This window comes from Chitinophaga polysaccharea (assembly GCF_902150045.1).
Taxonomy (GTDB): domain Bacteria; phylum Bacteroidota; class Bacteroidia; order Chitinophagales; family Chitinophagaceae; genus Chitinophaga; species Chitinophaga polysaccharea_A.
Window position 1 is genome coordinate 483,419 of sequence record NZ_CABFVU010000004.1, and the last position, 25,601, is coordinate 509,019.

Annotated in this window: 21 protein-coding genes; 12 read left to right on the forward strand and 9 right to left on the reverse strand. The window is 50.1% G+C overall.

All coding sequences use genetic code 11. The features are described from left to right. From FN124_RS26695 to hisD, 8 genes are read left to right on the forward strand one after another with little or no spacing between them, the layout of a single operon-like run. On the forward strand, window positions 1-1,830 hold the full coding sequence (locus tag FN124_RS26695) for a sodium:solute symporter family transporter (protein ID WP_142687838.1): 1,830 nt from the start codon (window positions 1-3) through the stop codon (window positions 1,828-1,830). Window positions 1,831-1,840: 10 nt separating this feature from the next. After that, complete coding sequence (locus FN124_RS26700) at window positions 1,841-2,656, forward strand: glutamine amidotransferase (RefSeq protein ID WP_142687839.1); 816 nt, start codon at window positions 1,841-1,843, stop codon at window positions 2,654-2,656. 3 nt (window positions 2,657-2,659) lie between these two features. After that, window positions 2,660-3,871 (forward strand): hypothetical protein, encoded by a 1,212-nt coding sequence (locus FN124_RS26705; protein ID WP_142687840.1) that lies wholly within the window; start codon window positions 2,660-2,662, stop codon window positions 3,869-3,871. Beyond that, window positions 3,868-5,994: a hypothetical protein gene (locus tag FN124_RS26710; protein WP_142687841.1), complete on the forward strand. Its 2,127-nt coding sequence runs from the start codon at window positions 3,868-3,870 to the stop codon at window positions 5,992-5,994. Before FN124_RS26705 ends, FN124_RS26710 begins: the two co-directional genes overlap by 4 nt. 34 nt (window positions 5,995-6,028) lie before the next feature. Further along, window positions 6,029-7,402 carry a sialate O-acetylesterase gene (locus FN124_RS26715; protein ID WP_260607591.1) on the forward strand — a complete coding sequence of 458 codons (1,374 nt, stop codon included), beginning with the start codon at window positions 6,029-6,031 and terminating at the stop codon, window positions 7,400-7,402. Window positions 7,403-7,412: 10 nt separating this feature from the next. Further along, the gene (locus FN124_RS26720) at window positions 7,413-8,567 is read left to right on the forward strand and encodes a glycoside hydrolase family 172 protein (RefSeq protein WP_142687843.1); all 1,155 of its coding nucleotides are present in this window, start codon (window positions 7,413-7,415) and stop codon (window positions 8,565-8,567) included. Between the two features lie 27 nt (window positions 8,568-8,594). Beyond that, complete coding sequence (locus FN124_RS26725) at window positions 8,595-9,644, forward strand: glycoside hydrolase family 43 protein (protein WP_142687844.1); 1,050 nt, start codon at window positions 8,595-8,597, stop codon at window positions 9,642-9,644. Window positions 9,645-9,648: 4 nt separating this feature from the next. Next, window positions 9,649-10,926 (forward strand): histidinol dehydrogenase, encoded by a 1,278-nt coding sequence (hisD, locus tag FN124_RS26730; protein WP_142687845.1) that lies wholly within the window; start codon window positions 9,649-9,651, stop codon window positions 10,924-10,926. On the opposite strand, the gene FN124_RS26735 is transcribed toward hisD, so the two are convergent. Continuing rightward, a complete protein-coding gene (locus FN124_RS26735) occupies window positions 10,923-11,801 on the reverse strand; it encodes an AraC family transcriptional regulator (RefSeq protein ID WP_142687846.1) in 879 nt (292 codons plus the stop codon). The genes hisD and FN124_RS26735 overlap by 4 nt on opposite strands. A gap of 34 nt (window positions 11,802-11,835) precedes the next feature. Between FN124_RS26735 and FN124_RS26740 the strand changes: the two genes are divergently transcribed. After that, window positions 11,836-14,070: a DUF2961 domain-containing protein gene (locus FN124_RS26740; RefSeq protein WP_185937392.1), complete on the forward strand. Its 2,235-nt coding sequence runs from the start codon at window positions 11,836-11,838 to the stop codon at window positions 14,068-14,070. Here the strand turns inward: FN124_RS26740 and FN124_RS26745 are convergent. The 4 genes from FN124_RS26745 to xth all read right to left on the reverse strand — a co-directional run bounded on the left by FN124_RS26745 (window position 14,067) and on the right by xth (window position 17,489). Next, on the reverse strand, window positions 14,067-14,816 hold the full coding sequence (locus FN124_RS26745; protein ID WP_142687848.1) for an AAA family ATPase: 750 nt from the start codon (window positions 14,814-14,816) through the stop codon (window positions 14,067-14,069). The genes FN124_RS26740 and FN124_RS26745 overlap by 4 nt on opposite strands. Window positions 14,817-14,987: 171 nt before the next feature. Next, the gene (locus FN124_RS26750) at window positions 14,988-16,286 is read right to left on the reverse strand and encodes an esterase-like activity of phytase family protein (RefSeq protein ID WP_142687849.1); all 1,299 of its coding nucleotides are present in this window, start codon (window positions 16,284-16,286) and stop codon (window positions 14,988-14,990) included. A gap of 91 nt (window positions 16,287-16,377) precedes the next feature. Continuing rightward, entirely contained in the window at window positions 16,378-16,626 is a 249-nt protein-coding gene (locus tag FN124_RS26755; RefSeq protein WP_142687850.1) for a DUF4342 domain-containing protein, read from the reverse strand. An 86-nt stretch (window positions 16,627-16,712) separates the two neighbouring features. Beyond that, entirely contained in the window at window positions 16,713-17,489 is a 777-nt protein-coding gene (gene xth, locus FN124_RS26760; RefSeq protein WP_142687851.1) for an exodeoxyribonuclease III, read from the reverse strand. Window positions 17,490-17,705: 216 nt separating this feature from the next. On the opposite strand from xth, the gene FN124_RS26765 reads away from it, so the two are divergent. Together FN124_RS26765 and FN124_RS26770 are read left to right on the forward strand one after the other, a co-directional pair. Next, a complete protein-coding gene (locus FN124_RS26765) occupies window positions 17,706-18,407 on the forward strand; it encodes a DUF2461 domain-containing protein (protein WP_142687852.1) in 702 nt (233 codons plus the stop codon). A 13-nt stretch (window positions 18,408-18,420) separates the two neighbouring features. Next, the gene (locus FN124_RS26770; protein WP_221887918.1) at window positions 18,421-19,071 is read left to right on the forward strand and encodes a class I SAM-dependent methyltransferase; all 651 of its coding nucleotides are present in this window, start codon (window positions 18,421-18,423) and stop codon (window positions 19,069-19,071) included. Between the two features lie 6 nt (window positions 19,072-19,077). Here FN124_RS26770 and FN124_RS26775 read toward each other — a convergent pair whose 3' ends face one another. Together FN124_RS26775 and FN124_RS26780 are read right to left on the reverse strand one after the other, a co-directional pair. Further along, window positions 19,078-19,557: a group II truncated hemoglobin gene (locus FN124_RS26775; RefSeq protein WP_142687854.1), complete on the reverse strand. Its 480-nt coding sequence runs from the start codon at window positions 19,555-19,557 to the stop codon at window positions 19,078-19,080. 141 nt (window positions 19,558-19,698) lie between these two features. Then, entirely contained in the window at window positions 19,699-20,082 is a 384-nt protein-coding gene (locus FN124_RS26780; protein WP_142687855.1) for a response regulator, read from the reverse strand. Between the two features lie 131 nt (window positions 20,083-20,213). Here FN124_RS26780 and FN124_RS26785 point away from each other — a divergent pair, with 131 nt between their 5' ends. Beyond that, entirely contained in the window at window positions 20,214-21,668 is a 1,455-nt protein-coding gene (locus tag FN124_RS26785; RefSeq protein WP_185937393.1) for an aminoacyl-histidine dipeptidase, read from the forward strand. Between the two features lie 42 nt (window positions 21,669-21,710). Here FN124_RS26785 and FN124_RS26790 read toward each other — a convergent pair whose 3' ends face one another. Both FN124_RS26790 and FN124_RS26795 read right to left on the reverse strand, forming a co-directional pair. Then, window positions 21,711-24,077 (reverse strand): ABC transporter permease, encoded by a 2,367-nt coding sequence (locus tag FN124_RS26790; protein WP_142687856.1) that lies wholly within the window; start codon window positions 24,075-24,077, stop codon window positions 21,711-21,713. Between the two features lie 305 nt (window positions 24,078-24,382). After that, window positions 24,383-25,600 carry an MFS transporter gene (locus tag FN124_RS26795; protein ID WP_142687857.1) on the reverse strand — a complete coding sequence of 406 codons (1,218 nt, stop codon included), beginning with the start codon at window positions 25,598-25,600 and terminating at the stop codon, window positions 24,383-24,385. Between the last annotated feature and the right edge of the window lies 1 nt (window position 25,601).

The following is a 25,601-nucleotide window of genomic DNA, read 5'->3' on the forward strand; positions in this document are numbered from 1 at the left end:
ATGAACTGGAACCAATTGGATCTGTGGATAGTGATCGGCTATTTATTGCTCATGCTGGGCATGTCGCTCTGGCACCGGCGTTTCTCAGGTTCCAACCTGGAGAATTTTTTTCTCGGCGGCCGGAAAATTCCCGGCTGGCTCAACGGCATCTCCTATACCGCGGCGCTGGTAAGTCCCGATGCGGCCACGGGCTATGGTGGCCTCGGCGTGGTAACAGGCGCTTTTATTTCCTGGTGGTACCTCAGCAGGTTTGGGCTTGCCTTATTTTTTGGCGGGGTGTTGTTTGCTGTTTTCTGGAGAAGATTAAATCTCTTTACCACGCTGGAATTTTATGATCTGCGTTTCCGGCCACGTGCAGCGGGAGCCATGCGCTTATGGATCGCGCTCCGTACTTCCATGATCGCCATGCCGGCATGGACGGGTATCACGCTGCTGGCAGCGTATAAGATCATGGGACCGGCCTTCGGGCTTACCAAAGCGGAAACGCTTTACCTGGTAGTGCCCATCTCTTTCCTCTTTGTTTTCTTTTCAGGATATAAAGGCGTAGTGATTTCCAACCTGATCCAGATGGTGATATTTTTTGCAGGCACGCTCACACTGGCAGCCCTTACGCTGGCGCATTTTGGCGGCGCAGCTGCTATGACCGCTGCATTGGGACATGCTTTCAACGGCACGCATCCTGAAGTATTACAGGTAATGCCGCCGGCGCACCATTCCGTATTCCCACTGGCGGCGGCCATGGCCTGGATGGTAGGACAAAGCATTGGTTACGGCGGCGACGCCGCCCCCATGGGAGGAGCCATGGAAGGGCAACGCATCCTTTCTACCCGCACACCGGCGGAAGCCCTCACCATGTATGTAGTAACGGCGTTGAGCATGTTCCTGTTGCTACTGTTGGTTACCCTTCCCAGTATATCCGCTGCCGTTATATGGCCGGAGCTACGCCTAGAAGGGGCCGACCGGGAACTGGTGTATGGAAAGCTCATGAAAACAATGCTGCCCGCCGGCGCCATGGGCTTACTGGTAGCAGCCATGATGGCCGCTACGATGTCTACTGTGGGAGATAATCTCAACTTCGGCAGCCAGGTGCTGGTCAGTGATATCTACCGTCGCTGGTTTGTGAAAAACGCCAGCGAAAAACATTATATGCTCATCGGTAAACTGGGCATGGCCCTTATTCTTTCACTGGCGGTGGCCGTAGTGTTTAATGTGAGCATTATTACCGATGTGGCCATTTTTATGCTGCAGCTCAGCGCTGCGGAACTGCCGGCCAACTGGGCGCAATGGTGGTGGTGGCGCTTTAATGGCCCTGCAAGGATTGCCGCATCGTTTGGGGGCGCAGCCATATTCTGTCTTGTAGTGCTGGGGCCCAAACTGCTGATATACCTGCATGTGCCCCTGGCGTCGCAACTGGTGCTGCCCTGGTGGTGGCAAACCCTGGTAGTGATGGCGCTTACCACGGTATTGTGGGTAACGGTAGCACTGCTTACACCGCCTGAACCGGCAGCACTGCTGCATGCCTTTTATGAGCGGGCCCGCCCGCTGGGCTGGTGGAAGCAACGCAGTGGTAAGGCAGCCGCGCCTGTTTTATGGGGAATCGGTATTGCAGTAACAGGTTTTGCTGCTACTGCCATGCTCATCACCGGGCTTACACAAGCATGGTTTGCCCGTTATGGACAATGCGCAGGGTTATTATGTAGTTCCCTGTTGCTCTTTTTTGTTTTTAGAAAGTTGGCCAACAGGTACCTGTTGTGGCTGGCCAATCGTGCTACGGTGAACAGATCGCCGCTTGAAATGCAATCCTTCGAATCTTTATCTCAAAAAGTATAAAAAGATCATTATGTCTGTTAAAAAAGAAGTCAGGACAAAAGAAGAACATGTACTGTACCTGGGAGATTGGGTATTTCACCTGGGCCCTACATTTATAGAAACACCTTTCGGTACGGAAACAAAAGATGCGGACCTGCATTTTTATGGGGAGCGTTTAACCGAAGCACTGGAACATGTGGCAGATGTGACCACCCTTGCCAACTGGGAACTTTACCGGCTGGCGCCAGGTAAGCTGGAAACCTTCCTGGAGGAATCAGTAAGCCTTATCATCAGCGATGTGGAAGCGAAATGTTTTCATTTATATCCCAGTTTTTTTGACCGCGCGCGTCGTGAAAACAAAGTGGTTACTTTCCCCGACAGGCTTACTCTTATCAAAGATTGGATCAGCGATGGCGGCGGCCTTATGATGCTCGGCGGCTGGCTGTCGTTCAGCGGGGTACAGGGAAAATCAGGATGGGGCAGGTGTACGCTTACGGATGCGCTGCCTGTGAAATGCCTGGTAACGGAAGACCTGGTGGAATCATCTGCAGGGTTCACTGCGGAAGTGGTGATGCCTGATCATCCTGCTGTGAAAAACCTTCCCTGGCATAGTTTCCCGCCCATTTTCGGTTACAATGAAGTGAGCGCAGGCAATGGCGGTGAAGTATTGGTACGTGTAAAAGAAACGGGCCACCCGCTGGTGGTAGCCGGTACTTATGGTAAAGGGCGTGTACTAACCTACATGTCTGACCCCGCCCCGCATTGGGGGATCAACTTTGAACTATGGGAGGGATATGATGCCTTCTGGCAGCAATCGCTGCAGTGGGTGAAGAAACAAAACAAGTAACTAATGAACCATTTTACATTGCGTGCAGGCACAGCTGTTGTAAATATTACTCCCCCGCTGGAAGTGGGCCTGCTAACTTCTTCGGTGCGCGGTCTTTATGCGCCTTTCACTTCGGTGCGGTTGCCGCTGAAAGCCAGGGTGCTGGTGCTTTCCGGCAGCGCTGCTACCATAGTGCTTGTGTCGCTTGACCTGCTGGCGCTCAGTGATACCTCCACCGGTGGATGGGAGGCATTTAAAGAGGGGATGGCAGGAGATGTACCTGCGGAGCATATCATTATAACGTGCACGCATACACATAATGCACCGGAGTCAGTGGCCCTGTCGGATTTGTATTTAACGCCGGTATACCGTACATGGCTACACGAAGTGCAGCAACAAATACGTGGGGCAATAGCTATGGCCCTGAAGTCGGCGAAGGAATGCTCGGTAAGCATTGGCAGCAGTGTACTGGAAGATTACTCGCTGCAACGCCGTATCCCCACACCGCAGGGCATTGTCATGTCCGACTCCCTGCAGCCCATTGCACCTGAACTGATGCGCCGTGAACCGGTTGACCGCCGGGTGCATACTATCCGTTTTACTGCCGGCGATACAGTGATAGCTACAGTAGTACATGCTGTTTGCCACCCGGTACATGAGATGTGCCTCACGCATATATCGCCGGATTTCCCGGGAGAACTATGCAATAAGCTGGAAGCCGCTGGTGATAACGGTATGGCCATGTATCTGAATGGCGCTGCCGGGGATATTAACCCGCCTACGGTGTCTGAAGGCCCTGCCGCCGCAAGGGAACATGGCGAAGCATTGGCGGCGGTAGTCCGGCAATCAGTGTATACGGCGCCGTTAGCAGGCGTGCCACTGGCATTTGCCCATCATGATATTACTTTCGGGATACGTTGCCCGGCCGTTACCAATCCGGCAGATGCGCATGCAAGAGTGAACGTCATTGCCCTGGGCCAGTTGGCCATCGTTTTTTTGCCGGGAGAACCGTTTACCGCAACAGCCCTGGAAATAGAAAACGCATCACCTTTCCCTTATACTATTATCACGGCATATGCGGAAAATACTATTGGCTATATCCCCGATCTCAAAGGATTTGCTGAAGGAGGATACGAAGCCGGGCCGGGTAAATGGTCATTCCTGGAAACCGGTGCCGCTGCTGAATTGCAAGCCGCCGCTCTTCACCTTCTGAACCAGTTAAAAAACAATGTATGAAAAAGAAATTACTGCTGCTCTTCCTGGTGTGTACCTGTATACAGGTATTCGCGAAAGATAAAACCCTGCTGTTTTGCGGCAGCAATAAGAACGGGCTCTATCACCTTTTAACACAGGAGGGATATAAAGTGAAACAATTCACCACCCCTGCTGCGGCCATCACTGCGGCAACAGATGGGGCGGCTGTATTCATCGTATCAGATACTTACCCGGAGTTGGATACAAAGCTGCGTATTACCAATGATCTCCTGGCAAGCGCCAAACAAAAGCACCTGCAGCTGTACGTAGAATATCCCGCCGCTTTTCCCGGTTTGGATATACCTGCAAAACCGCTGGAAACAAGGTTGGAGCGGGGCGTGGTAACCACCGGGGATTTTGGCGCACCCCTGCAGCCTATGAGCTTACTGGGCATTCACAATTGTTATATACTGCCTGTTAACGCCACTGATCCGCTCATCGTACTGGCGAAAGTGGTGGGCTTCGATAAAGCTGAATATGGATTAGACAGTACCAAAACATACCCATTGCTTTTTAGGAAGGATAATGTGTTCATTGCTGCTACTGCATTGAGCAATTTTGAAAGAGGGCGGTATGGCCCCGCTGCTTCCATGAAACAGGTATGGACGTATATCCTTGCCCGTATGACCGGTAATCCGCAGCTTACCCTGAAGCACTGGCCTATGGATGTGAAGCCCATGTACAGCCGCAATGCCCCGCTGCCGGCTGATGCCAGGCTCAACGCCATCCGGAAGGGGACCGCCTGGTTTTTCCATGGCCGCTTTTTCGTACACCCGGCCTGGCAAAAAGAATGGGAGGAATACAATTCCCGCGAAATGCCAACAGGACCGCCCATCAGCGCAGATAAACCCGATGGCAACGGCTCCCTCGGCATTATGGAAGGACATACCTCTACCATCAACTACGATGGTACACAGCAATACCGTTACTGGATGCGTGCAGATGTACAGGGAGAAGTAAGCATGGCGTTATCTGCAGCAGGCAGGTTGCTGAATAATAAAAATTACTGGCAGAACGCCGTGAACCTCATTAACTATACGCTGAAAACTTCCAACATGAGAGCCGGCCCCAAGGCAGACCCCAACAGCCCCGCCTATGGCCTCATCGGCTGGGCTACGCCCAATCCCACAACGTTTTATGGGGATGATAATTCAAGGGCTATCCTCGGCATCCTCGGGGCTTCTGCTTATATGAGCACCAGCCAGTGGGACCAGGAAATGGCCGCCGCCATACTGGCCAACTTCCGCACCACGGGGAAGGAAGGCTTCCGGGGCGAACGGCTGGAAGAAAAAGACATCATTAAAAATGGCTGGCAGTTTTACAGCAATAGGTCTTTAATCCATCCGTCTCCGCATTTTGAATCCTGGATGTGGGCGCTGTACCTGTGGTTGTATAACAAAACCCATTATGAACCGTTGCTTACCAAAACGAAGAATGCCATCCGGGTAACTATGGAAAGTTATCCGAACGACTGGCGCTGGGGAAGCAGTATGCAAACCCAACGCGCCCGTATGATCCTGCCGCTGGCATGGCTGGTACGCGTGGAAGATACGCCGGAGCACCGGCAGTGGCTCGATAAAATGGTGACAGAGATCATGAAGTACCAGGACGAAAGCGGCGCTATCAGGGAAGAACTGGGCGTAAAGGGAAAAGGAATGTTTAACCCGCTGAACACCAACTCCGCTTATGGTTCAGATGAAGGCTCCCTCATTTTTAAAAATGGGGAAAAAGTATCCTGCCAGCTGTACACCTGCAACTTTGCACTGTTTAGTCTCAATGAAGCCGCCCGCGCTACCGGTAATAAAAAATACAAAGAAGCCACTGATAAATTGTCGGCCTACCTTACCCGTATCCAGGTGCAGAGCAGTAAACATAAAGACCTCGATGGCGCCTGGTTCCGTGCATTCGACTATGGGCGCTGGGATTACTGGGCTTCCAATTCAGATGCCGGATGGGGCGCCTGGTGCACGCTGAGCGGCTGGATTCAAAGCTGGATCATAACTTCACAGATACAGGTAGAACAGCAGCAAAGCTACTGGGAAGTAACGCAGCACTCGAAGATCAGCGGCCCCGCTCAATCATTGATCAATACCATGCTTAAATAGTTGTATGAAGAAGACGGCGTATTTAATGTTAGGAATGCTTACCTGTTTTCGGATATCATTACATGCGAACATCCGTTTGCCAAAAGTGATCAGCAGTAACATGGTGCTGCAGCAGCAAAGCCAGGTAAAGTTATGGGGCTGGGCGGAGCCGGGAGAACGTATCTCCATTACCACTTCCTGGGATCGGCAGGTATATCCCGTAACCGCCGCCGGCGATGCCCGCTGGATCACCACCATTACCACGCCCGCTGCCGGCGGCCCTTTTACCATCACGTTAAAAGGGAAAAATATCATTGAGCTGGTGAACATCATGGCAGGCGAAGTATGGATCTGTTCAGGGCAAAGCAATATGGAGATGTGCGGCAACTGGGGCCTGAAAGATATCAAAGCCATACAGCCTGCTGCGTATAATGCTGATATCCGTTGTTTTAAAATAGCCAAAGCTGCAGCAGCATATCCGCAGGAGGATGTTACTGCGCAATGGGTTACCTGCGACAGTGCCGTGCTCAATACTTTCAGTGCAGTGGGCTATTTCTTCGGAAGGAAACTAAACGAACAGTTGCAGGTGCCCATTGGCCTTATTGATGCCAGCTGGGGAGGTACTGCCGCGGAAGTATGGACACCGGACAGCGTTGTTACAAACAACCCGGTATTAAAAGAAGCGGCGGCACATATACTGCCCAACGGAATGTGCCCGCACCTGCCAGGCGTAGCCTGGAATGCCATGCTGGCACCGGTTACAAACTACAACATCGCCGGCGTTATCTGGTACCAGGGAGAAAATAATACCAGCACCGCGGCTACCTACCGGTTATTGTTTACTTCCATGATCAACGCATGGCGCCATGCCTGGCATCGGCTGCTGCCTTTTTATTTTGTGCAGATAGCCCCGTTCAATTACCGCGAAAAAAATGTGGGCGCATTGCTGAGAGAAGCACAGCAGCAAAGTATGCAACATCCGAATACCGGTATGGTAGTAACCACCGATATTACCGGCAACGTATACGATGTACATCCCGCCAACAAGCACGACGTGGGCTATCGCCTGGCCAGCTGGGCATTGGGGGAAACCTATCACCGGCGTGAATTCGTATACCGGTCACCGTTATTTAAGGAGATGATAGTAAGGAAAGATAAAGTGATCATCTCGTTTGAAAATGCTTCACAAGGCATCACTATAAAAGGCGATAGCATTGCTGCACTGTTTATAGCGGGAAACGACCGGCAGTTTTATCCCGCACAGGCTAAGGTGAAAAATAATTCACTGGTGGTATGGAGCAGGGAAGTGAAACAGCCGGCAGCCGTACGCTATGCATTCAGTAACACCGCTATCGGCAACCTGTTCAGCAGGAATGGCTTGCCTGTAGCGCCTTTTCGCACCGACCAATGGGAGGTGCCCACAAAATAAACAATACTACATGAAACATCTCATTTGCTTATTACTTCTTATATCGTGTGCCCGCCTATCCGCACAAAACCTTGCAGACCTGGCACAGATCAGGGAACATGTTACCACAAAACGCATTAGCAGTTATGATAAGGCCGGAGGCCCCAACGATAACCTGCAGCATATAGAAAACGGCGGCAGGCGCACACTGGTGGATATCAAAGGCGCCGGTATCATCAATCACATCTGGATCACCATGTGGCCGGCGCCGGATAAGCTCAGCAGGAACGATGTGATCATCCGCATGTATTGGGATGGTAAGCCCTATCCATCCGTGATATCGCCCATCGGTCCTTTCTTCGGGCAGGGCTGGAATGAGTCGTATCCTTTTACTTCACTGCCACTGGCAGCTGCGCCTATGGATGGCACCAGCCTGGTGAGTTATTTTTCCATGCCCTTTTCCAACGGCGCCCGGATAGAAATTGAGAACCAGTCCGGCACAGAAATACAACCCTTTTATTTTTGTGTGGATTATGTGGAGATGCCCAGGCTGCCTGCCAATACCGGCCGCTTTCATGCCTGGTATAACAAGCAGCTCATGGGCTCCCAGGATAGTATAGAAAATGAACACTGGATGTTCGGCCCTGAAGGGAATAACACCAGCGGGCGCAATAACTACCTGGTGGCGGATATCAAAGGAGAAGGACATTTTATAGGCATGAACTACTATGTGCAATCGCCCTCACCGCTTTGGTACGGGGAAGGGGATGATATGATATTTATAGACGGGGAAACAACACCTTCTCTCAACGGCACAGGTACGGAAGATTATTTCAATACTGCCTGGGGCCCGAAAGTATTATACACGCATCCTTACTTTGGATATGCAAGGGTGAATAACGATATTGGTACACTGGGCCGCACCCACCTGTATCGCTTTCATATCACCGATCCCATTTATTTCAGCAAGTCGCTCAGGTTTACCATAGAACATGGGCACAACAATGAAATGACGCTGGACCTGGCCAGTGTGGCCTATTGGTATGCAAAGGAAGCATCGCCGGTACCGGATATACCGGATGCCAAGGCCCGGAAACCCATGCCCCTCATCAACTCCTACGATATTCACCGCTGGCGTAATGAATGGAGAAAGAACAGGGGCAAAGATCCGAAGTTATGGAACTGACTATTTCCTCATCATATATCTTACTAAATGAAAAATATATCCTGGTTATTACTGCTGGTTTTTAGTATATCCTGTGCTGGTAAGGGAAAAGATTCCACGGTAGCGCCGCCGCCTGTTAATGCAGATACTACATTCTCCAATCCGTTGCTGGATGGTGGCGCAGATCCGTGGGTGTACAAAAATGGCAACGCTTATTATTTTCTCTGCACCAATGGCGGAAATATCAGCATCCGTAAAACAGGCCTCATGTCGGCGTTGAGAGATGCCATTCCCAAAGTGGTTTGGACACCGCCTGCCACAGGGGCTAATTCAAGGAATATCTGGGCGCCGGAGCTGCACCGCCTGGATGGCAAATGGTACCTGTACTATACAGCCGGGGCATCGGCGGACTTGTCCACGCAGCGTTTGTTTGTGCTGGAAAACGAAGCGACTGAGCCACTCGACGGGGTTTGGAAAGACAAGGGAAAAATATACGATCCGCAGGCAGATTGTTTTGCTATTGATGGTACGGTGCTGAGGTACAAAAACAAAAGTTATTTTATCTGGAGCGGGCAGATCTCCAATAAAGACATCACCCAACGTATCTACATCGCTGAAATGGAAAATCCCTGGACGCTCAAAACCGCCAGGGTGCAGATTTCTATGCCGGACTATGCCTGGGAGAAAAATGGTATACCGGTAAATGAAGGCCCGGAAATATTGCAGGGGCCGGATGAGCAGATCTTACTGGTATATTCTGCCAGCAGCTGCGGCACAGATGATTATGCACTTGGTATGCTGCGCCTGAAAAAGGACGGTGATCCGCTGAACTCTGCCCACTGGAGCAAGTCAGATAAGCCGGTGTTTACAAAAAGTGTGGCCAACAGTGTATATGGCCCTGGTCATAACGGCTTCTTTAAATCGAAGGATGGAAAAGAAGACTGGATCATTTACCACGCCAATCCGCATGCAGGCCAGGGCTGTGGCGGCGCCCGGAGCCCGCGTATGCAACCGTTCACCTGGAATGCCGATGGTACGCCGGATTTCGGCGAGCCACTGAACCCTTATTATAAACTCAGAAAACCCTCGGGAGAATAATATTATGGCTGTTTATTTAAAAGAAGGAAAAAGCGAAGCGGCATTAAAAGCTACTGATGCCGGTGTAAAAGAAACAGTGGAAAAAATGATCAGGGAGATAGAAGCACACGGCGATGTTGCGGTAAGGAATTACTCTGCTACCCTGGATCGCTGGTCGCCGGCTGCTTTCCGGTTAACGGCGGAAGCCATACAGGAAATCGTGGACCGTACGCCGGAACAGGTGATCCGCGATATCCGCTTTGCACAGCAACAGATCCGTTTCTTCGCGGAGCAGCAACGGGCTTCTATTCTTGATATTGAAATTGAAACGCTGCCCGGCATTTTCATTGGGCATAAGAATATCCCGGTGAACAGCGTGGGCTGCTACATACCAGGCGGAAGATACCCTATGGTGGCATCCTCGCACATGAGTATCCTTACCGCGAAAGTAGCCGGTGTGAAACGGGTGATTGCCTGTACGCCCCCGATCAACGGGCAGATACCGGAAGCCACTGTATGTGCTATGCACTTTGCTGGGGCAGACGAGATCTATATTTTAGGCGGCGTGCAGGCGCTTTGCGCCATGGCGATAGGCACCGGGTCCATCCCGGCAACAGATATGATCGTGGGCCCGGGGAATGCCTATGTAGCGGAAGCCAAACGCCAGCTCTATGGGAGGGTGGGCATCGATCTTTTTGCCGGCCCTACGGAGGTGCTGGTAATCGCAGATGACACTGCCGATGCGGAAATGGTTGCCTGCGATATACTGGGCCAGGCGGAACATGGCCCTACTTCACCAGGCGTGTTGATCACCACTTCCGGGCAACTGGCGCAGGATACCCTGCTGGAAATAGAAAAGCAGCTGGCGGTACTGCCTACGGCAGATATTGCCCGTGTGGCCTGGGAAAACAACGGGTCTGTAATACTGGTGGAAGATGAAGCAGAAGCCATCCGCATAGCGGATGAACTGGCCAGCGAGCATGTGGAAGTGCTTACGCGCAACCCTGGTATCTTCCTGGAAAAAATGACGAACTACGGTGCATTGTTCCTGGGACCGGAAACCAATGTGGCCTATGGCGATAAAGTGATTGGCACCAATCATACGCTGCCAACCCGCAAGGCGGCAAAGTATACCGGCGGTTTATGGGTGGGCAAATTCCTGAAGAACTGTACTTACCAGCGTTGTACACCGGCAGCCAGCGCTATTATCGGCGAATATGCCATGCGGCTGTGCGAGCTGGAAGGATTTGCCGGGCATAAGGCGCAGGCAGCGCTGCGGGTAAAACGCTATGGTAAACGCTAACCCGTTTTTGCCTGTACGTATACCTTCTGGTATTGCAAAGGCGTTTTCTGGGTGAGCAGCTTGAACTGCCGGTTGAAATTGGAGAGGTTGTTGAACCCGCAGGTATACCCTACCTGCGACATAGGCAGATTGTTTTCTATCAGTAGTTTGCAGGCATAGCCGATACGTACCTCCATCAGGAACTGCCAGTATGTTTTCAGCGTCCTGGATTTGAAGTACCTGCAGAAGGAGTTGGGGCTAACGTTAGCGGCGGCGGCTACATCTTTCAGCGTTATTTTCTGCTGGAAATTATTAAAGGTATAATGATAGATCTTATTGATATTATCCGTGTTAATGATATTGTAGGTATTGACGAACCCAACACTGGACAGCAGGGTACAGTCTTTGGAGCCGGCAATGGTATCCAGGATACTGAGCAGGGAAGTAATCCTTTGCACCTTGCCTGCTTTCAGGATGGCTTCCATTTTTCGGCTGATCTGTTCACGGGTGGCGCCATGTATCCGGATACCATGCCTGGCTTTTGTAAGCAGTTCTTTTATGGCTTTCATTTCCGGCAGGTCCAGGAAACCGGCTCCCCAGAAGTGATCGCTGAAATGAATGGCAATGGCCTCTATCCGTAGCCCGGGCTGCTCCTGGAAGTAAATGGCATCGCTCCGCCACATGTGCGGAAGCTCGCTGCCCAGCAGCACCAGGTCGCCGTCTTCAAACCTTTCTGTACTGTCGCCCACCAGGCGCATGCCGCTGCCTTTACGGATCAGCGTAAGCTCTATTTCCGGGTGGTAATGCCAGTGATTATAAAGGTAAGGGTAGATGTCTTCCCGGATGCTGAATGAATAATTATGGCCGGTATCAACCTTGCGCAGGATCGGTTTCATACAACGGAATTATTGAATGAAGCTAATACAATTTATGATAGTTGCAAAACACATACTACCGCTGAAAACATACCTGGTAAAGTATTCGGGGTATACCTGTTTACTGGTGATGCTTCTGTGCCAGTCATCGCTGCCGCTGCAGGCGCAACGCCTGCCCGTTATACCTGCCGGTGCAGATGCCTACCTGAAATGGGACCAGTGGCCTATGCAGCGGTTCGGCATGCGAACTTATATGAGAGGTACCTACGACCGTACCGGCGGCAACGATGCTGCCGATGCCAGCCATTATCTTTTTATGAATGGAGAAACAGATAATGTTACGCTGGATGTAACGGGAACGGGTATACTTTATTTCTTCCGTGCCAACCACTGGCATGGAAGCCCCTGGCATTTTATTACCGACGGGCGGGAACATACCATACAGGAAACCGGGACCGCAGATCCTGCAAATGCCATCCGGGATATCAAGGCAAGCGTTTTTATCCCGGCGGCACCATTTCCCAAACCCATGGCATGGACCTGGGCCGATACCAAAGGGGCGGACCTTATCTGGACACCCATCCCGTTCCGTGAATCCCTGCGTATTGCCTACTCCCGCACCCACTACGGTACAGGGTATTACATCTACCAATTGTTTGCCAACCCCGGTAAACTTTCCCGCCGTATCCGCAGCTGGGATATCAACAAAGCGCCGGAGAAAGAAATGGTGAACCTTATCAGTAAAGCGGGGCAGGACATCGCGCCAGCGCATATTCCCACCCGCAGCGGCTTGGTAAAGCTCAACGGTGAAAAGATAACACTTACGGATATACGTACTACTGCTGTAGTGAGAGCGCTGAAACTAACCATACCGGCTGCAGATGCGGAGGCACTGGAAAGGATCCGCCTGCTGGTTACCTGGGACGATGCGTTGCAACCCTCCATAGATGCACCACTCTGCCTGTTCTTTGGCGCCGGTACGCTGCACAACCGCGATCACCGCGAATACCTTGTAAAAGGCTTTCCTATCAATATCCGTTACGACAGCACAACACAGCAGCTAACGCTGGCCTGTTATTACCCTATGCCGTTCTTTAAAGCGGCAAAGTTTGAGCTGGCAGGCATCACACCGGGTGAAATATCCGTTAAATACGAGATCCGCTACCAGCCACAGAAAATAAATCCTGCATTCAGCAGCTATTTTCATGCAACGTACCGCGATTTTCCCACACCGGAACCTGGCAGGGATCTAACGTTGCTGGATACACGTGGAATAGAAGGCAAAACGGAATGGTCGGGTAACTTTGTGGGCACTTCCTTCATTTTTACACACAACGGCGAGCTGGGCACGCTGGAAGGGGATCCCCGCTTTTTCTTCGACGACAGCCAGTCGCCGCAGGCGCAGGGCACTGGCACGGAAGAGTGGGGCGGAGGGGGCGACTACTGGGGCGGCAGGAATATGACCCTTCCTTTTGCAGGGCATCCCTGTGGCGTAGCCCGTAAGGACCAGGCAAAAGACAGGAAAGACCTCATCCACTCGGCCTACCGTTTCCTCCTCGCCGACCTGATGCCCTTTGGCCGTAACGCCCGCATACAGCTGGAGCACGGAGGGGAGAACCGCTCCACTGAACATTATGAAAGCGTTACCTACTGGTATGGTTTACCAGCCCCTTCACTGATAAAAACAGATGAACTGGATATAGGCGATGTAAACAGTGAGCAGCAGCATGCATATCATTCTCCGCAGGCAACTGCGGTGGAAACCATTTTTAGCCGTTATGAACTGGGGCCTGATTCGCTGAACGTTAAGGGGAGAGGAAAAATTGAAGTATATCCTGCGCATGCTGAAGATGGCCGTTATACCACGGGCGTATCGGAATTCAATATCCGGCTGGATCCTGCCAACCAGGGGGCGCTGTTGCGCCGCACGCTGGATTTCAGTCACCCTAACCAGAAAGCAGCCGTGTATATTGCAGACAGCTCCGGCAGCAAATGGAAATTTGCCGGCACCTGGTACCTCGCGGGCGCCAATACCTGTATATTCAGTCATCCGCCAAAAGAAACAGATAAAAGGATGTACAATGTACAAACCAGCAACCGCCGTTTCCGCGATGACGAATGGCTGGTACCGGCCGCACTTACCAAAGGCCGTAGCAGTATCCGGGTAAGGATCGTGTTTGAGCCGGTGGACCAGGAACTGTACCCTGGATATAAATTTCCGGGGAAGAATGCCTGGAGCGAACTGCGATATACCGCGTATAGCTATGTGGTGCCGGTTATAAAAGACTAAACATCTTCCAGCAGGATCTTCAGCATGTTCTTGTAGTTGTTGATAAAATGGTACGAGATCTTATAATTTTCTGTTTCCGTGTAACTGGTTTTTTTGATCCCGTTTTCTGTGAGCTGGTAAATGGTGGCATCGGGATAAGCCATTACAATAGGAGAGTGGGTGGCAATAATAAACTGCGATTGCTGCCCTATCAGCTGGTGCATCCTGGTGAGCATGGCCATCTGCCGCGTTGGGGAAAGCGCGGCTTCCGGCTCGTCCAGGATGTACAGGCCGTTACCGCCAAAACGATGTGAAAGCAATGCCCAGAACGATTCCCCGTGCGATTGCTCATGCAGGGAAACACCGCCGTAGTTATCAATTACTTTCGGCCCCATACTCTCTTTATCCAGTTCTTCAATATTGGTACCCACATTAAAAAAGCTTTCGCTTCTCAGGAAAAAGCCATCCTTTGCCCGCACCGCTGCCCTGGCCACGCGGATGTACTGATGCAGTACGGAATGAGATGCACGGGTAGTAAAATTGAAATTCAATGATCCACCTTCGGGGTTGAAGCCACAGGCCACGGCAATCGCCTCTATGAGGGTGGATTTTCCCATCCCGTTTTCACCGGAGAAGTAGGTTACCTTCGGATGCAGCGGTAAAGTGGAGAAATTTTTTAGTGCCGGGATATTGAAGGGATATTCCCCCGGAGAAGTGATCTTGTCCCTGTTGAATGTAACTGCGGTTAATCCCTTTTGCGAAAGCATAGTGATGGCTGTTTGACATGAAAGTAAAGGATTTTCCGATCAGTATGAAAAACTGTGTGACTGGTAAGCTATGCGTTTGAACAAGAATACCTGCCGGTCAGCAGCGCTTTAAGTAAAACAGGGCAGGCGTCTAGTGCCGGCCCTGTTTTACTTAAAGGTAACAGTTGTAGTTTAGAACAGCGGTGTTGCCAGTTTAATAAAATACACCGTATTAAAATCGGCTTTACCCGTAAGCGGTAATATTTTCTGGATATAAGTATTGTTCACCGGATCAGGAGGAATAATTCCAAAGTCATCATCATTGCTCACAGCCAGCGTGGTACTGTTCACCAGTACAATGCCTTCCGGTTTATCATGCGGATAAGCCGCCACGTCTTTCAGCAGATCCACTACCAGCGATTTGCTGACAGTTTTAATGCCGGCGGCCTGCAGCTCTTCATCCGTGAGCACTTCCACTGTTTTGCCATTTACCAGTTTACCGCCGGCGCCATCGGTAGCGTCGGAAATATCAGTGGCGGAAGACAGATCAATTTTATAGATCTTTTTGATCAGCGAAGGTTTGGTGGCATCACCGGGAAACTCGCCGTCGCGTTCCAGTACCAGGAAGGTATTGTTGCTGATCACGGTAATTTCGCTGTTGGCGGTATTTTTATTATCCAGTTTGTAAATGTATTGTTTGCTTTGACCGGAAGCGATATCATAGGTAAGGATGCGGGTATACAGGGAGTTCTTTACCGCATCTTTGCTGGGATTGTATAAGGGCGACTGCATAATGCCCACCAGTGTTTTGCCATCGGGAGTGATGGTGAGCCCTTCCATGCCACGGTTGGCGCGGCGGTTGGCAAATACTTTTGGTATTTTCCGGCCGCCGGTGCCGGTACCGAAAGGGTTGATCCTTTCCAGTGTTTTACCGCTTCTGTCGAGGTGCACCAGGTGAGGCCCATATTCATCACTGATCCAGAAAGAGCCATCGGGCGCAACGGCCAAGCCTTCACTGTCAATACCATCCGGATCTTCAGGAAGTGTTTTACCATCTTTGTCCAATGCAGTTTCGCCGGTGCCGCCTGATCCTGCGGGGTTGGGAAGCCCTGTTACCGGTGTATTAGCGGCAGATTTAATATGAACGGTTTCAACCAGTACCAGTGAATCGCCGTTCAGTTTGAACTTCCCGATCTGTGGATTAAAGCCTGGTACGGCAAAAACTTTGGAATCCTTGATAATGCCATCTGCATTGGGGCCGCGGTCTGTCATCAGGTAGAAGTAACCTGGTTGGCCTGGTACATTGGCAATAGATGATCCGTAACCGCCATTGTATACTTTTACGCCGGCAGCGTTGGTGGTCATTACTACAGCGCCGGCCAGGGTAGCTTTAGCGGGGTAAGAAATGTTGTTGTCAGTAGGGTTGTCGTTTTTCTTGCAGGCAAAAAGGAACACAAAGCCTAATGGAGCGAAGTAGCGTACTACGGTCATAGTGGTTGATACGTTTAGGGCGCAAATGTGACCTTTCCGTATAAAGACTATGTTACCGGAATATTATCAAATCGTGAAATTGTTGGGGCGGTTATTCTTTTTTAGGCTCCCTTTCCACGGTAATGCTGCATTCGCCGATCAATGCCGCCAATGCGCCAACGGCGGCGAAAACAGGCGCCAGCAGAGCGCCTACCACGCCTATGGTAAGCGGGAAGGTCATTAGTTCTTTGCCTTCTTTATCTGTGATGGTGATTTTCCGTACGTTTCCTTCAGCGATCAGTTCCTTGATCTTCTTTAACAGGTTTTCGCCATGGAGGCTAAAGGTTTCTTTTGTGGTCATAGTAAACGGGTTTATCTTTTTAAGATACTAAGAAATTGTGAGACAGGAATAAGCCTGTTAACCGGGCCGTATAGCCATTACCGTTGTCATGCATCCGTGAGCTCTATCCATACCGGCGCATGATCGCTGCTTTTCTCCCAGCCACGTACGTTCCTGTCTACACCGCCGGCCACAAGCCGGCTTTCCAGCTGCGGGCTGAGCAAAAAGTGATCGATGCGCAGGCCGGCGTCGCGACCGTAGGCATTACGGAAATAATCCCAGAAAGTATAGATCTTTTCATCAGGATATAGTTTCCGGATGGCGTCTGTCCAGCCCTGGTCCCTTAAATTACGGAATGCCTCCCGGGTTTCCGGGCGAAAAAGGGCATCGTCTACCCAGCGTTCAGGTTTGTATACATCCAGTTCGGTGGGCATTACGTTATAATCGCCTGTGAGCACTACCGGCGTTTTGGAGGCCAGCAGTTCTTTGGCGTGCGCAGTGAGGCGTTTGAACCAACTGAGCTTATAATCGAACTTGGGGCCGGGAGCGGGATTGCCGTTTGGTAAATAAAGACAGCCGATAGTGATATTGTTGATTTCGGCTTCTATATAGCGGCTATGGATATCTTCCGGATCACCGGGAAGCACCCGTCTTATTTCCCTGGGCTCTCCAATGCGGGAGAGGATGGCTACGCCGTTCCAGCTTTTTTGTCCGTGCCAGATAGGCTGATAGCCGGCATCCCGGATGGCCTGCTCGGGGAATTTCTCAGGCGGGGCCTTCAGTTCCTGTAAACAGGCTACATCAGGCGCCGTTTCCTGCAGCCAGCGGAGTAATACCGGGAGGCGTCCGTTAACGCCATTAACATTGTAGGTAGCTATTTTCATGGATGCTGTAGATTCATTTGGGTTTCTGATTAAGCGCACAATTATCTCAACGGCAAGATCGGTATTTTCTCCTTCACAAGCATCAGGCAGTTCCGTAATGTTATGGGCCGGGGAAAAATATTAAGCGCCACTTCCGTTTGCCCCGGCAAACGGAAAAACCTACTTTTGTAAAGCCTGTCGCCATAGGATAACAGGCTTTATAAATTACGGTATACCATGGCAAAGAAGAATGCATTACAACCTCGCATACACCAGTCCGGCTTTAATTTTTTAAGCAAATTAAAAGAGAACAATAACAGGGATTGGTTTAATACCCATAAACCAACTTACCAGCAGGAACTTGCGTTGGTGGAAGAATTCGCGGAAGCTCTTCTGGCAGAACTTTCCACCCACGACGTGATAGAAACGCCCTCGGGTAAAAAGAGCCTCTTCCGCATTTACCGGGATACCCGTTTTTCCAACGATAAAACCCCTTATAAAACGCATTGGAGCGGCAGTTTTAAACGTGCCACCAAATTCCGCAGGGGCGGGTATTATTTTCATATAGAACAGGGCAACAGCTTTGTGGCCGGCGGCTTCTGGGGGCCCGTTCCGGAAGACCTGAAGCGTATCCGGGATGAGATCGCGTTTGATCCCGCACCCCTGAGAAAGATCCTGAATAGTAAATCTTTCAAAACTTATTTTAAAACGCTCGAAGGGGAGCAGCTGAAAAAAATGCCCAAAGGTTACCCTGCAGATCATGAAGCCATCGACCTGTTGCGCTATAAGCAATTTGTGCTGGTAAGAAGGTTTGCTGATAAGGAAGTATTAAGTGATAATTTTCTGAAAGAAGCCAATCTTACTTTCAAGGCCATGCGTCCTTTCCTGGATTATATGAGCGAAGCGCTTACCTTGGACCCGAATGGCCTTACGGAGTAACAATTCCTTATATTTGTTACCTGATCCTTTCACTATGGATAAAATGCAGCAGGTAATCAGCATTTTTGATAAACGCGCCGCCCTGTACCAGGAGAGGCATATGGATGTGTCGCGTTATCATGCGTCATTCGATCTGTTTTGTAACAACATCACGAAACAGGGTGCAGCTGTGCTGGAGATAGCCTGTGGCCCCGGCAATATTACCAGGTACCTGCTGCAGCAACGGCCGGACTTTCACCTGCTTGGCACAGACCTGGCTCCCAACATGCTGGAACTGGCCCGCACCAATAATCCGCAGGCGGAATTCCAGCTGATGGACGCCAGGGATATTTCCCGGCTTGGTAAAACGTTTGACGGCATCATGTGCGGTTTTTGCCTGCCTTATCTCAGCAGGGAAGAAGCAGTGAAAATGATAGCAGATGCCGCCCGTTTGCTTATACCCGGCGGAGTGCTTTATATCAGCACTATGGAAGATGATTATACAAGATCCGGTTTCTTCCACACCGATGGAAACGATGAATTCTACATGTACTACCACGAAGCCGGTTACCTGGTAGATGCGTTAAAGGAAAACGGGTTTAAACTGATGGATCTTCAGCGGGAGCAATACCCGGCCGCTGATGGAAGTACTACTACGGATCTTATTCTTATTGCGCGGAAGTGAGCTGTCTCACGGCACATACGGCCCCCCGGGCTCTCCCCATCCCCATTTTGGCATAGGCTCATCCGGCTTCATGGGCACTTCTCCTTCCTGGGAGTTGATCACCGCGATGCGTGTGCCCCATTCAATATAGGCTACAAAGGCCGACCTGAACTCAGGATCATCCGGCAACTGCAGGGTGTCTGCAGTTTCAAGCAGCAGTGCTACCCACCTTTTCCGGTGCTGCTCTGTAAGATGCCTGCCCAGGTGCTTTTGGATCATCGTAAAATGTGAGCCGTGGTCTTCTCCACTGTACATTTTCGGTCCGCCAAAAACTTCAGCAATAAAATGTGCTACGTGCAGCTGGTGCGCGGGCGACATATGCCGGAATACAGGCGCCAGTAATTCATCCTGTAATACCTTATCGTAAAAAGCATTCATCAGCTTTTCAAATACAGGCATGCCACCGGCCCATTCATATAATGTGGGAATCTTTTTTTCAGAAGTCATTATAAGGATGCTTGATTATTTTAAAGATAATAATTAAGCAGCCAAGTTAACGGGAGGAAAAATGTAAAACAAGCGCCTACCAAAAGGTAGGTGGGGTTATTCACCCGGCGCCGGGATGAAACAGCACCGGGTGAACCAGGTTTAATCAAGCAATTGTTGAATTGCATTATATAATGTTGTTCTGTTAAAAGGTTTTTCCAGGAACAGGTCGGCCCCGTTGGCCAGCGCTATATCCCTTGCGGCCGCATCCATCCCGGAAATCATGATTATTTTGGTAGCAGGATATTTATCCCGGATATAACTGATGAAATCCAATCCAAACCCATCGGGCAGCCGGTTGTCGAGCAATACAATGGCTGGTGGCTGCTGTTGAAAATATTCCACAGCATCGGAAATGGTTTGTACATGCTCTATCTCCATCTCTTTACCATCCAGCAGTAAATTGATCAGCAGGCACATTTCTCCTTCATCTTCAATAATGAGAAGCTTCTGTTTGGACGCGGTGTTTGTAAGATGTTGTATCATAAAACGGTTTTAAAGTAATAGTTGATGAACAGTAGCTGATAAAAAAACCGTACCAAATGAAATGGCTGTTCCGGGCACAACATTTAATACCCGGGAAAATCTATCTTTACAAATACTTAATAATTATTTCAATGGAAATAAAAGATCTTTCACCAAAACAATTATGGCAGCACTTTGCTGAGCTGAACGCAGTTCCCCGCGCTTCCAAAAAGGAAGAAAGGGTAATTGCTTTCATGATGGACTTCGGGAAACGCCTGGGCCTTGATACAGCAAAAGATGCCATTGGCAACGTGGTTATCAAAAAGCCGGCAACACCTGGTATGGAAAACCGGCAAACAGTGATCCTCCAGTCGCACCTCGATATGGTGCACCAGAAGAACAGCGATACCGTATTTGACTTCGACACCCAGGGTATTGATATGTACGTGGACAACGACTGGGTAAAAGCCAGGGGCACCACGCTGGGGGCGGACAACGGTATTGGCGTAGCCGCTATCATGTCGGTACTGGCCGCAAAGGATATTGCGCATCCCGCCATAGAAGCCATGTTCACCATTGATGAGGAAACCGGTATGACCGGCGCCAAACAACTGGACCCGGTTAATTTTACCGGTAAGATTCTTCTGAACCTTGATACGGAAGAGGAAGATGAATTAACCATCGGCTGTGCCGGTGGTATAGATACCAACACCAAAGGCACTTACAGGGAAGTGACTGCCGATAAAAACGCCGTTGCCTTTCTCATTAGCATCAAAGGCTTACTGGGCGGCCACTCCGGTATGGATATCCATAAAGGCAGGGCCAATGCCAATAAACTGATGAACCGGCTGCTATATAAGGCGGCGCAACAGGTAAATATACAACTGGGTAGTCTTGACGGGGGCAGCCTGCGTAACGCCATTCCCCGCGAATCACAGGCGGTTGTTACCGTTCCTGCCGGCGATAAGGAAACGTTTACCCGTTTCATCGGGGAATTTACAACTACCATAAAAGAAGAATACCATACTATAGAACCGGGACTGGTGCTGGAATGTAAAGAAACCACCCTGCCTGCCCAGGTAATGGAGCCGGCTTACCTGAAGCAACTGTTGCGCGCCGTTTACGCCGCGCCAAACGGTGTATTCCGCATGAGCCCTGATATTGCCGGGCTGGTGGAGACATCTTCCAACCTGGCCAGGGTACAGGCCAGGGACGGTGTTTTTATTACACAATCCCTGCAACGCAGCAGCGTGGAAAGTACCAAGAACGATGTAGCTAACGCAGTAAGCGCCGCCTTTGAAATCATTGGTTGCGAAGTGAGCCAGGACGGTGATTATCCCGGCTGGAAGCCCAATGCCGATTCTGCCGTGCTCCGTTTATTACTGGCGCTGTATAAAGATCACTTCACCCATACGCCCAAAGTAGGGGCTTGTCATGCGGGGTTGGAATGTGGTATCCTCGGGGCACACCTGGGTAATCCCGATATGATCTCTTTCGGCCCCACTATCCGCGGCGCACACTCTCCGGATGAAAGAGTGCAGATCTCTTCTGTAGCTAAGTTTTACGACTACCTGCTGCATATTCTACGGGAAATACCGGCTAAATAGTAATGCGATGCTTCCGTTCAAAGTGAGCGGAAGCATCAAAGGTTAGCTGGCATGCAAGTGTTTGGCCGGGTTGCTAACGGATACTTTGATCGTTAAACTGCTCACCGTGATCAGCACGATCAGGAAGGAGATGCCTCCGGCCAATGCAAAAATCCACCACGATAAAGAGATATGATATGCATAGTTATCCAGCCATTGGTGCATCCCCCACCAGGCGGCAGGTACGGCAATGAGAAATGCCAGCACTACCAATAACATGAACTCGCCGGATAACAGCCCGAATATCTGCCGGGCATTGGCGCCCAGCACCTTCCGGATACTGATTTCCCGGATCCTTTGCTGCGTGGTGAACTGGGCCAGTCCCAGTAACCCCAGGCAGGAAATGACGATGGCCATTACCGTAAAATAACCAGTGAGTTTTTTCACCATCTGCTCGCCCCTGTATAGTTGGCGGTATTCTTCATCGGCCAACTGATACTGGAAAGGATATTCCGGGTTAACGGTTTTACAGAGTTTTTCAAGAGATGTAATTACAGCTGCCGTTTTACCGGGTGCTGTTTTAACCAGTAAGGTGCCCCATGTTGTTGGTCCGGGCTGCATAATAAGAGGATCTATCTGATCGTGCAATGAACCGGCATGAAAATCTTTCACAACGCCAATGATCTGTCGCCGTAAACCGGGTTCAATCACCAGGTATTTTCCTAGAGGATCTTTAAAGCCAATTTTCCTTGCAGCGGTTTCGTTGATCAGGACTGTTCCTGAATCTGTAGGATATTGCCGGGAGAAGTCACGCCCCCTGATTACCTGTAACCCCATGGTGTTCACATAATCGTATCCAACGGTGCCAACAGTAATAGTAGGCCGGTAGGTAGGATCTTTACCTTCCCAGAGGATCCCGTCCTGGTTGCTGTTAAAGCCTATAGGAGAGCCGTTCATAGCTGATACCAGCTTTACGCCCGGCAGTTGCTGAGCCGCCTCTTTAAAATAATCATAGTGCGAAATCAATGCGCCCTCCAAGGGAATATTGATGATGTTTTCCCGGTCGTAACCCAGGTTTTTCGTTTGTATATATTCCACCTGTTTGGATATAGTGATGGCGCCAATAAAGAGTAAGGTGGATAAAACAAACTGGAACACCACCAGTCCTTTCCGGAACATGCTTTCATTTTTCCCCAAACGCAGCGTGCCTTTCAATATTTTTACCGCTTCAAAAGACGACAGGTATAAGGCGGGGTAGCTGCCTGCAAATAGGCCGGTAATTATACCAATGGTCAGTAATTGCAGCCAGAACAAGGGCTCAGTTACAGGCAGTGCCATCTGTTTCCCGGTAATAGTGTTAAACGCCGGTAACAACAGCGCTACTATTATAATAGCCAGCGCCAATGCCAGTAAAGCAGTGAGTACGGCTTCGCTGATAAACTGGATGATCAGCGATTGTTTCATGGCGCCCGCTGCTTTACGTACTCCAATTTCTTTTGCACGCATTAGCGAACGTGCGGTAGACAGGTTCATGAAATTAATACAGGCAATCAACAGCACAAATGCAGCTACCACGCTGAATAATATTACATAGGTGATGCGGCCCCCACTTATAAAGCCATTTTGAAAACTGCCATGCAGGTATTTTTCGTCGAACCGCTGCAGGTCCAGTTCCTCGCGTAAGCCCGGACCCTGTTCCTTGTAATAATCGTCCAGGAAATTACTGATGCGGGTACGTACTTTCGCAGGATCAGCATGCTTATCCAGCATTACGTAGGTATTAACGCCGGTGCTGCTCCAGGTGTTAGCCCAGGGATACTTTTTCAGCATGACCGCCCAGTTGATCAGATAATCAAATTTCAGGGAAGAATGGTCTGGCACATTTTCAAATACAGCGGTAACGGTAAAATGCTGGTCGCCATTATACGTAATGGGTTTACCAATGGCGGCGCCGGCACTGCCAAAAAAAGCGATGGCTGATTTTTCAGATAAAGCAATACTGTTAGGCGTATACAGGGCCATGTCTTTGCGGCCTGCCAGCAGAGGGAAACTGAACATCCGGAGAAAGTCGTTCCCGGCATAGGCGCCTGTTTCCCGCAGGATTTTGTTGCCTGCCCGTAAAATATTGTTATCTCCCGAAAACCCCGATGCCAGCGTAATATCAGGAATCACTTTTTTTAATTCATCTGCCAGCGGTCCCGGGGTAGCGTAACCTGCGCCTGCTCCTCCGTCTGAATACTCGCGCTGGTAAACAGCATATAGCTGGTTGTTGTTGCTATGAAAGGAATTTACGCGGCGCTCATCCTGTATCCATAATAAAATGAATAAGCTGCAAGCGGTTCCCAGTGAAAGGCCGGTTATATTGATGGCGGAAAAGGTTTTGTTTCTCCACAGGGTCCGCCAGGCAATTTTAAAGTAGTTCCTGATCATGGTTTGAATGGCGACAAGGATAATGCCTTTTTTACATCTGCTGAAAATCAATTCATTGATAAACGCTCGTTGTCCGCTATCCGCCGGGGGTGTCCGTTTCCGGACAGCAGCGGAGATAAGAGCGGATTTTGTCTGACTCAGGATTAAACTGATTACGCTGATTACACTGATTTTATTTTTGGGATTTTTTATGATTAAAAGGATTAAGGGAGATATAAGCGAAAATATCCGTTTACTTCTCCCCAAATCATTTTAAATCCAAAGTAATCAATCAGTGTAATCAGCGTAATCAGTTTAATCCTGAGTCAGACAAAATCCGCCACCTGTAATTGCTGCTGCCGGAAAAGCAGGCCACCGATAATAATAGTAACCACGCCCTGCAGCAACACGGTATTGGGTGTTCCTATCCATTGGGAAATGGCGCCTATCAATAATCCGCCCAGTGGCTGCATACCAAAAAATGCCATGGCATAAAAGCTGATCACCCTGCCCCGCATAGACGGATCTACGGTTGTCTGGATCAGGGTGTTACTGATAGTGATCTGCGACATCATGCCGAAGCCCGCCATCGTGGCAAATACCAGCGCAATAGGATAAATGGTGGAATGGGAAAATAACACGAGCCCTGTGCCGAATATGAGGGTATTAAGAACCAGTATCCTGCGAAGGTTTTTTCCTGGTTTCAGCGACGCAAGGAAGATAGCTCCGCAAAATGCACCCATCCCGATGGCGCTGTCTATAACCCCGAAGGTAGAAGCGTTGCCTTTGAAAATATCTTTTGCATACACAGGCATCAGCGTGGTGTAAGGCAATACCAGCAGGCTCACGGATGCCAGGGTGATCAGTATCAGTGAAATAGCCGGTGTGGCACGGATATATGCAAAACCTTCTTTCAGTTCACCCAGCATATTTTTAGTACGTGCTTTCGGAGTGTAGGTGGGGAGCTTCATTCGTAATAAGGATCCTATCACGGCAATGAAGCTGAGCGCATTTAAACCAAAACAGATGTCTTCCCCGAATTTCTCCAGTGCCAGGCCGGCAATGCCGGGTCCAATGAGCCTCGATAAATTCACCATCGAGGAGTTCAGCGCCAGCGCATTGGGAAGGTCTGCCTTATCGTCTACCATTTCATATACCAGCGATTGCCGGGCCGGCACATCAAACGCGTTGATCAAACCCAGGAAGGCGCTCAATCCGATGATCTGCCATACCTGGTAATGCCGGAAATAGATGAGCACTGTTAATAATATTGCCTGAAGCATGGAAGCCAGCTGGGTAGCGAGCAACAGCTTGTACCTGTTATACCGGTCGGATGCCACACCGCCCACGAATGAGAAAACAAAGGAAGGGAACATGCTTGCAAAAAGAGTAAGCCCCAGCATAAACTTGGAATGCGTTTGTGAATAAATAACCCAGCTCACGGCAGTTTTCTGCATCCATGTGCCTATCAGCGATATCGACTGTCCACTGAAATATAACCGGTAATTACGGTTTTTAAATGCATTAAAAGTGCTGATGTTCATA

Bases quoted from the DNA above. Each gene is read 5' to 3' on its own strand.
- FN124_RS26695 (WP_142687838.1), top strand. From the start codon at position 1: ATGAACTGGAACCAATTGGATCTGTGGATAGTGATCGGCTATTTATTG.
- FN124_RS26700 (WP_142687839.1), top strand. From the start codon at position 1,841: ATGTCTGTTAAAAAAGAAGTCAGGACAAAAGAAGAACATGTACTGTAC.
- FN124_RS26705 (WP_142687840.1), top strand. From the start codon at position 2,660: ATGAACCATTTTACATTGCGTGCAGGCACAGCTGTTGTAAATATTACT.
- FN124_RS26710 (WP_142687841.1), top strand. From the start codon at position 3,868: ATGAAAAAGAAATTACTGCTGCTCTTCCTGGTGTGTACCTGTATACAG.
- FN124_RS26715 (WP_260607591.1), top strand. From the start codon at position 6,029: ATGCTTACCTGTTTTCGGATATCATTACATGCGAACATCCGTTTGCCA.
- FN124_RS26720 (WP_142687843.1), top strand. From the start codon at position 7,413: ATGAAACATCTCATTTGCTTATTACTTCTTATATCGTGTGCCCGCCTA.
- FN124_RS26725 (WP_142687844.1), top strand. From the start codon at position 8,595: ATGAAAAATATATCCTGGTTATTACTGCTGGTTTTTAGTATATCCTGT.
- hisD (WP_142687845.1), top strand. From the start codon at position 9,649: ATGGCTGTTTATTTAAAAGAAGGAAAAAGCGAAGCGGCATTAAAAGCT.
- FN124_RS26735 (WP_142687846.1), bottom strand. From the start codon at position 11,801: ATGAAACCGATCCTGCGCAAGGTTGATACCGGCCATAATTATTCATTC.
- FN124_RS26740 (WP_185937392.1), top strand. From the start codon at position 11,836: ATGATAGTTGCAAAACACATACTACCGCTGAAAACATACCTGGTAAAG.
- FN124_RS26745 (WP_142687848.1), bottom strand. From the start codon at position 14,816: ATGCTTTCGCAAAAGGGATTAACCGCAGTTACATTCAACAGGGACAAG.
- FN124_RS26750 (WP_142687849.1), bottom strand. From the start codon at position 16,286: ATGACCGTAGTACGCTACTTCGCTCCATTAGGCTTTGTGTTCCTTTTT.
- FN124_RS26755 (WP_142687850.1), bottom strand. From the start codon at position 16,626: ATGACCACAAAAGAAACCTTTAGCCTCCATGGCGAAAACCTGTTAAAG.
- xth (WP_142687851.1), bottom strand. From the start codon at position 17,489: ATGAAAATAGCTACCTACAATGTTAATGGCGTTAACGGACGCCTCCCG.
- FN124_RS26765 (WP_142687852.1), top strand. From the start codon at position 17,706: ATGGCAAAGAAGAATGCATTACAACCTCGCATACACCAGTCCGGCTTT.
- FN124_RS26775 (WP_142687854.1), bottom strand. From the start codon at position 19,557: ATGACTTCTGAAAAAAAGATTCCCACATTATATGAATGGGCCGGTGGC.
- FN124_RS26780 (WP_142687855.1), bottom strand. From the start codon at position 20,082: ATGATACAACATCTTACAAACACCGCGTCCAAACAGAAGCTTCTCATT.
- FN124_RS26785 (WP_185937393.1), top strand. From the start codon at position 20,214: ATGGAAATAAAAGATCTTTCACCAAAACAATTATGGCAGCACTTTGCT.
- FN124_RS26790 (WP_142687856.1), bottom strand. From the start codon at position 24,077: ATGATCAGGAACTACTTTAAAATTGCCTGGCGGACCCTGTGGAGAAAC.
- FN124_RS26795 (WP_142687857.1), bottom strand. From the start codon at position 25,600: ATGAACATCAGCACTTTTAATGCATTTAAAAACCGTAATTACCGGTTA.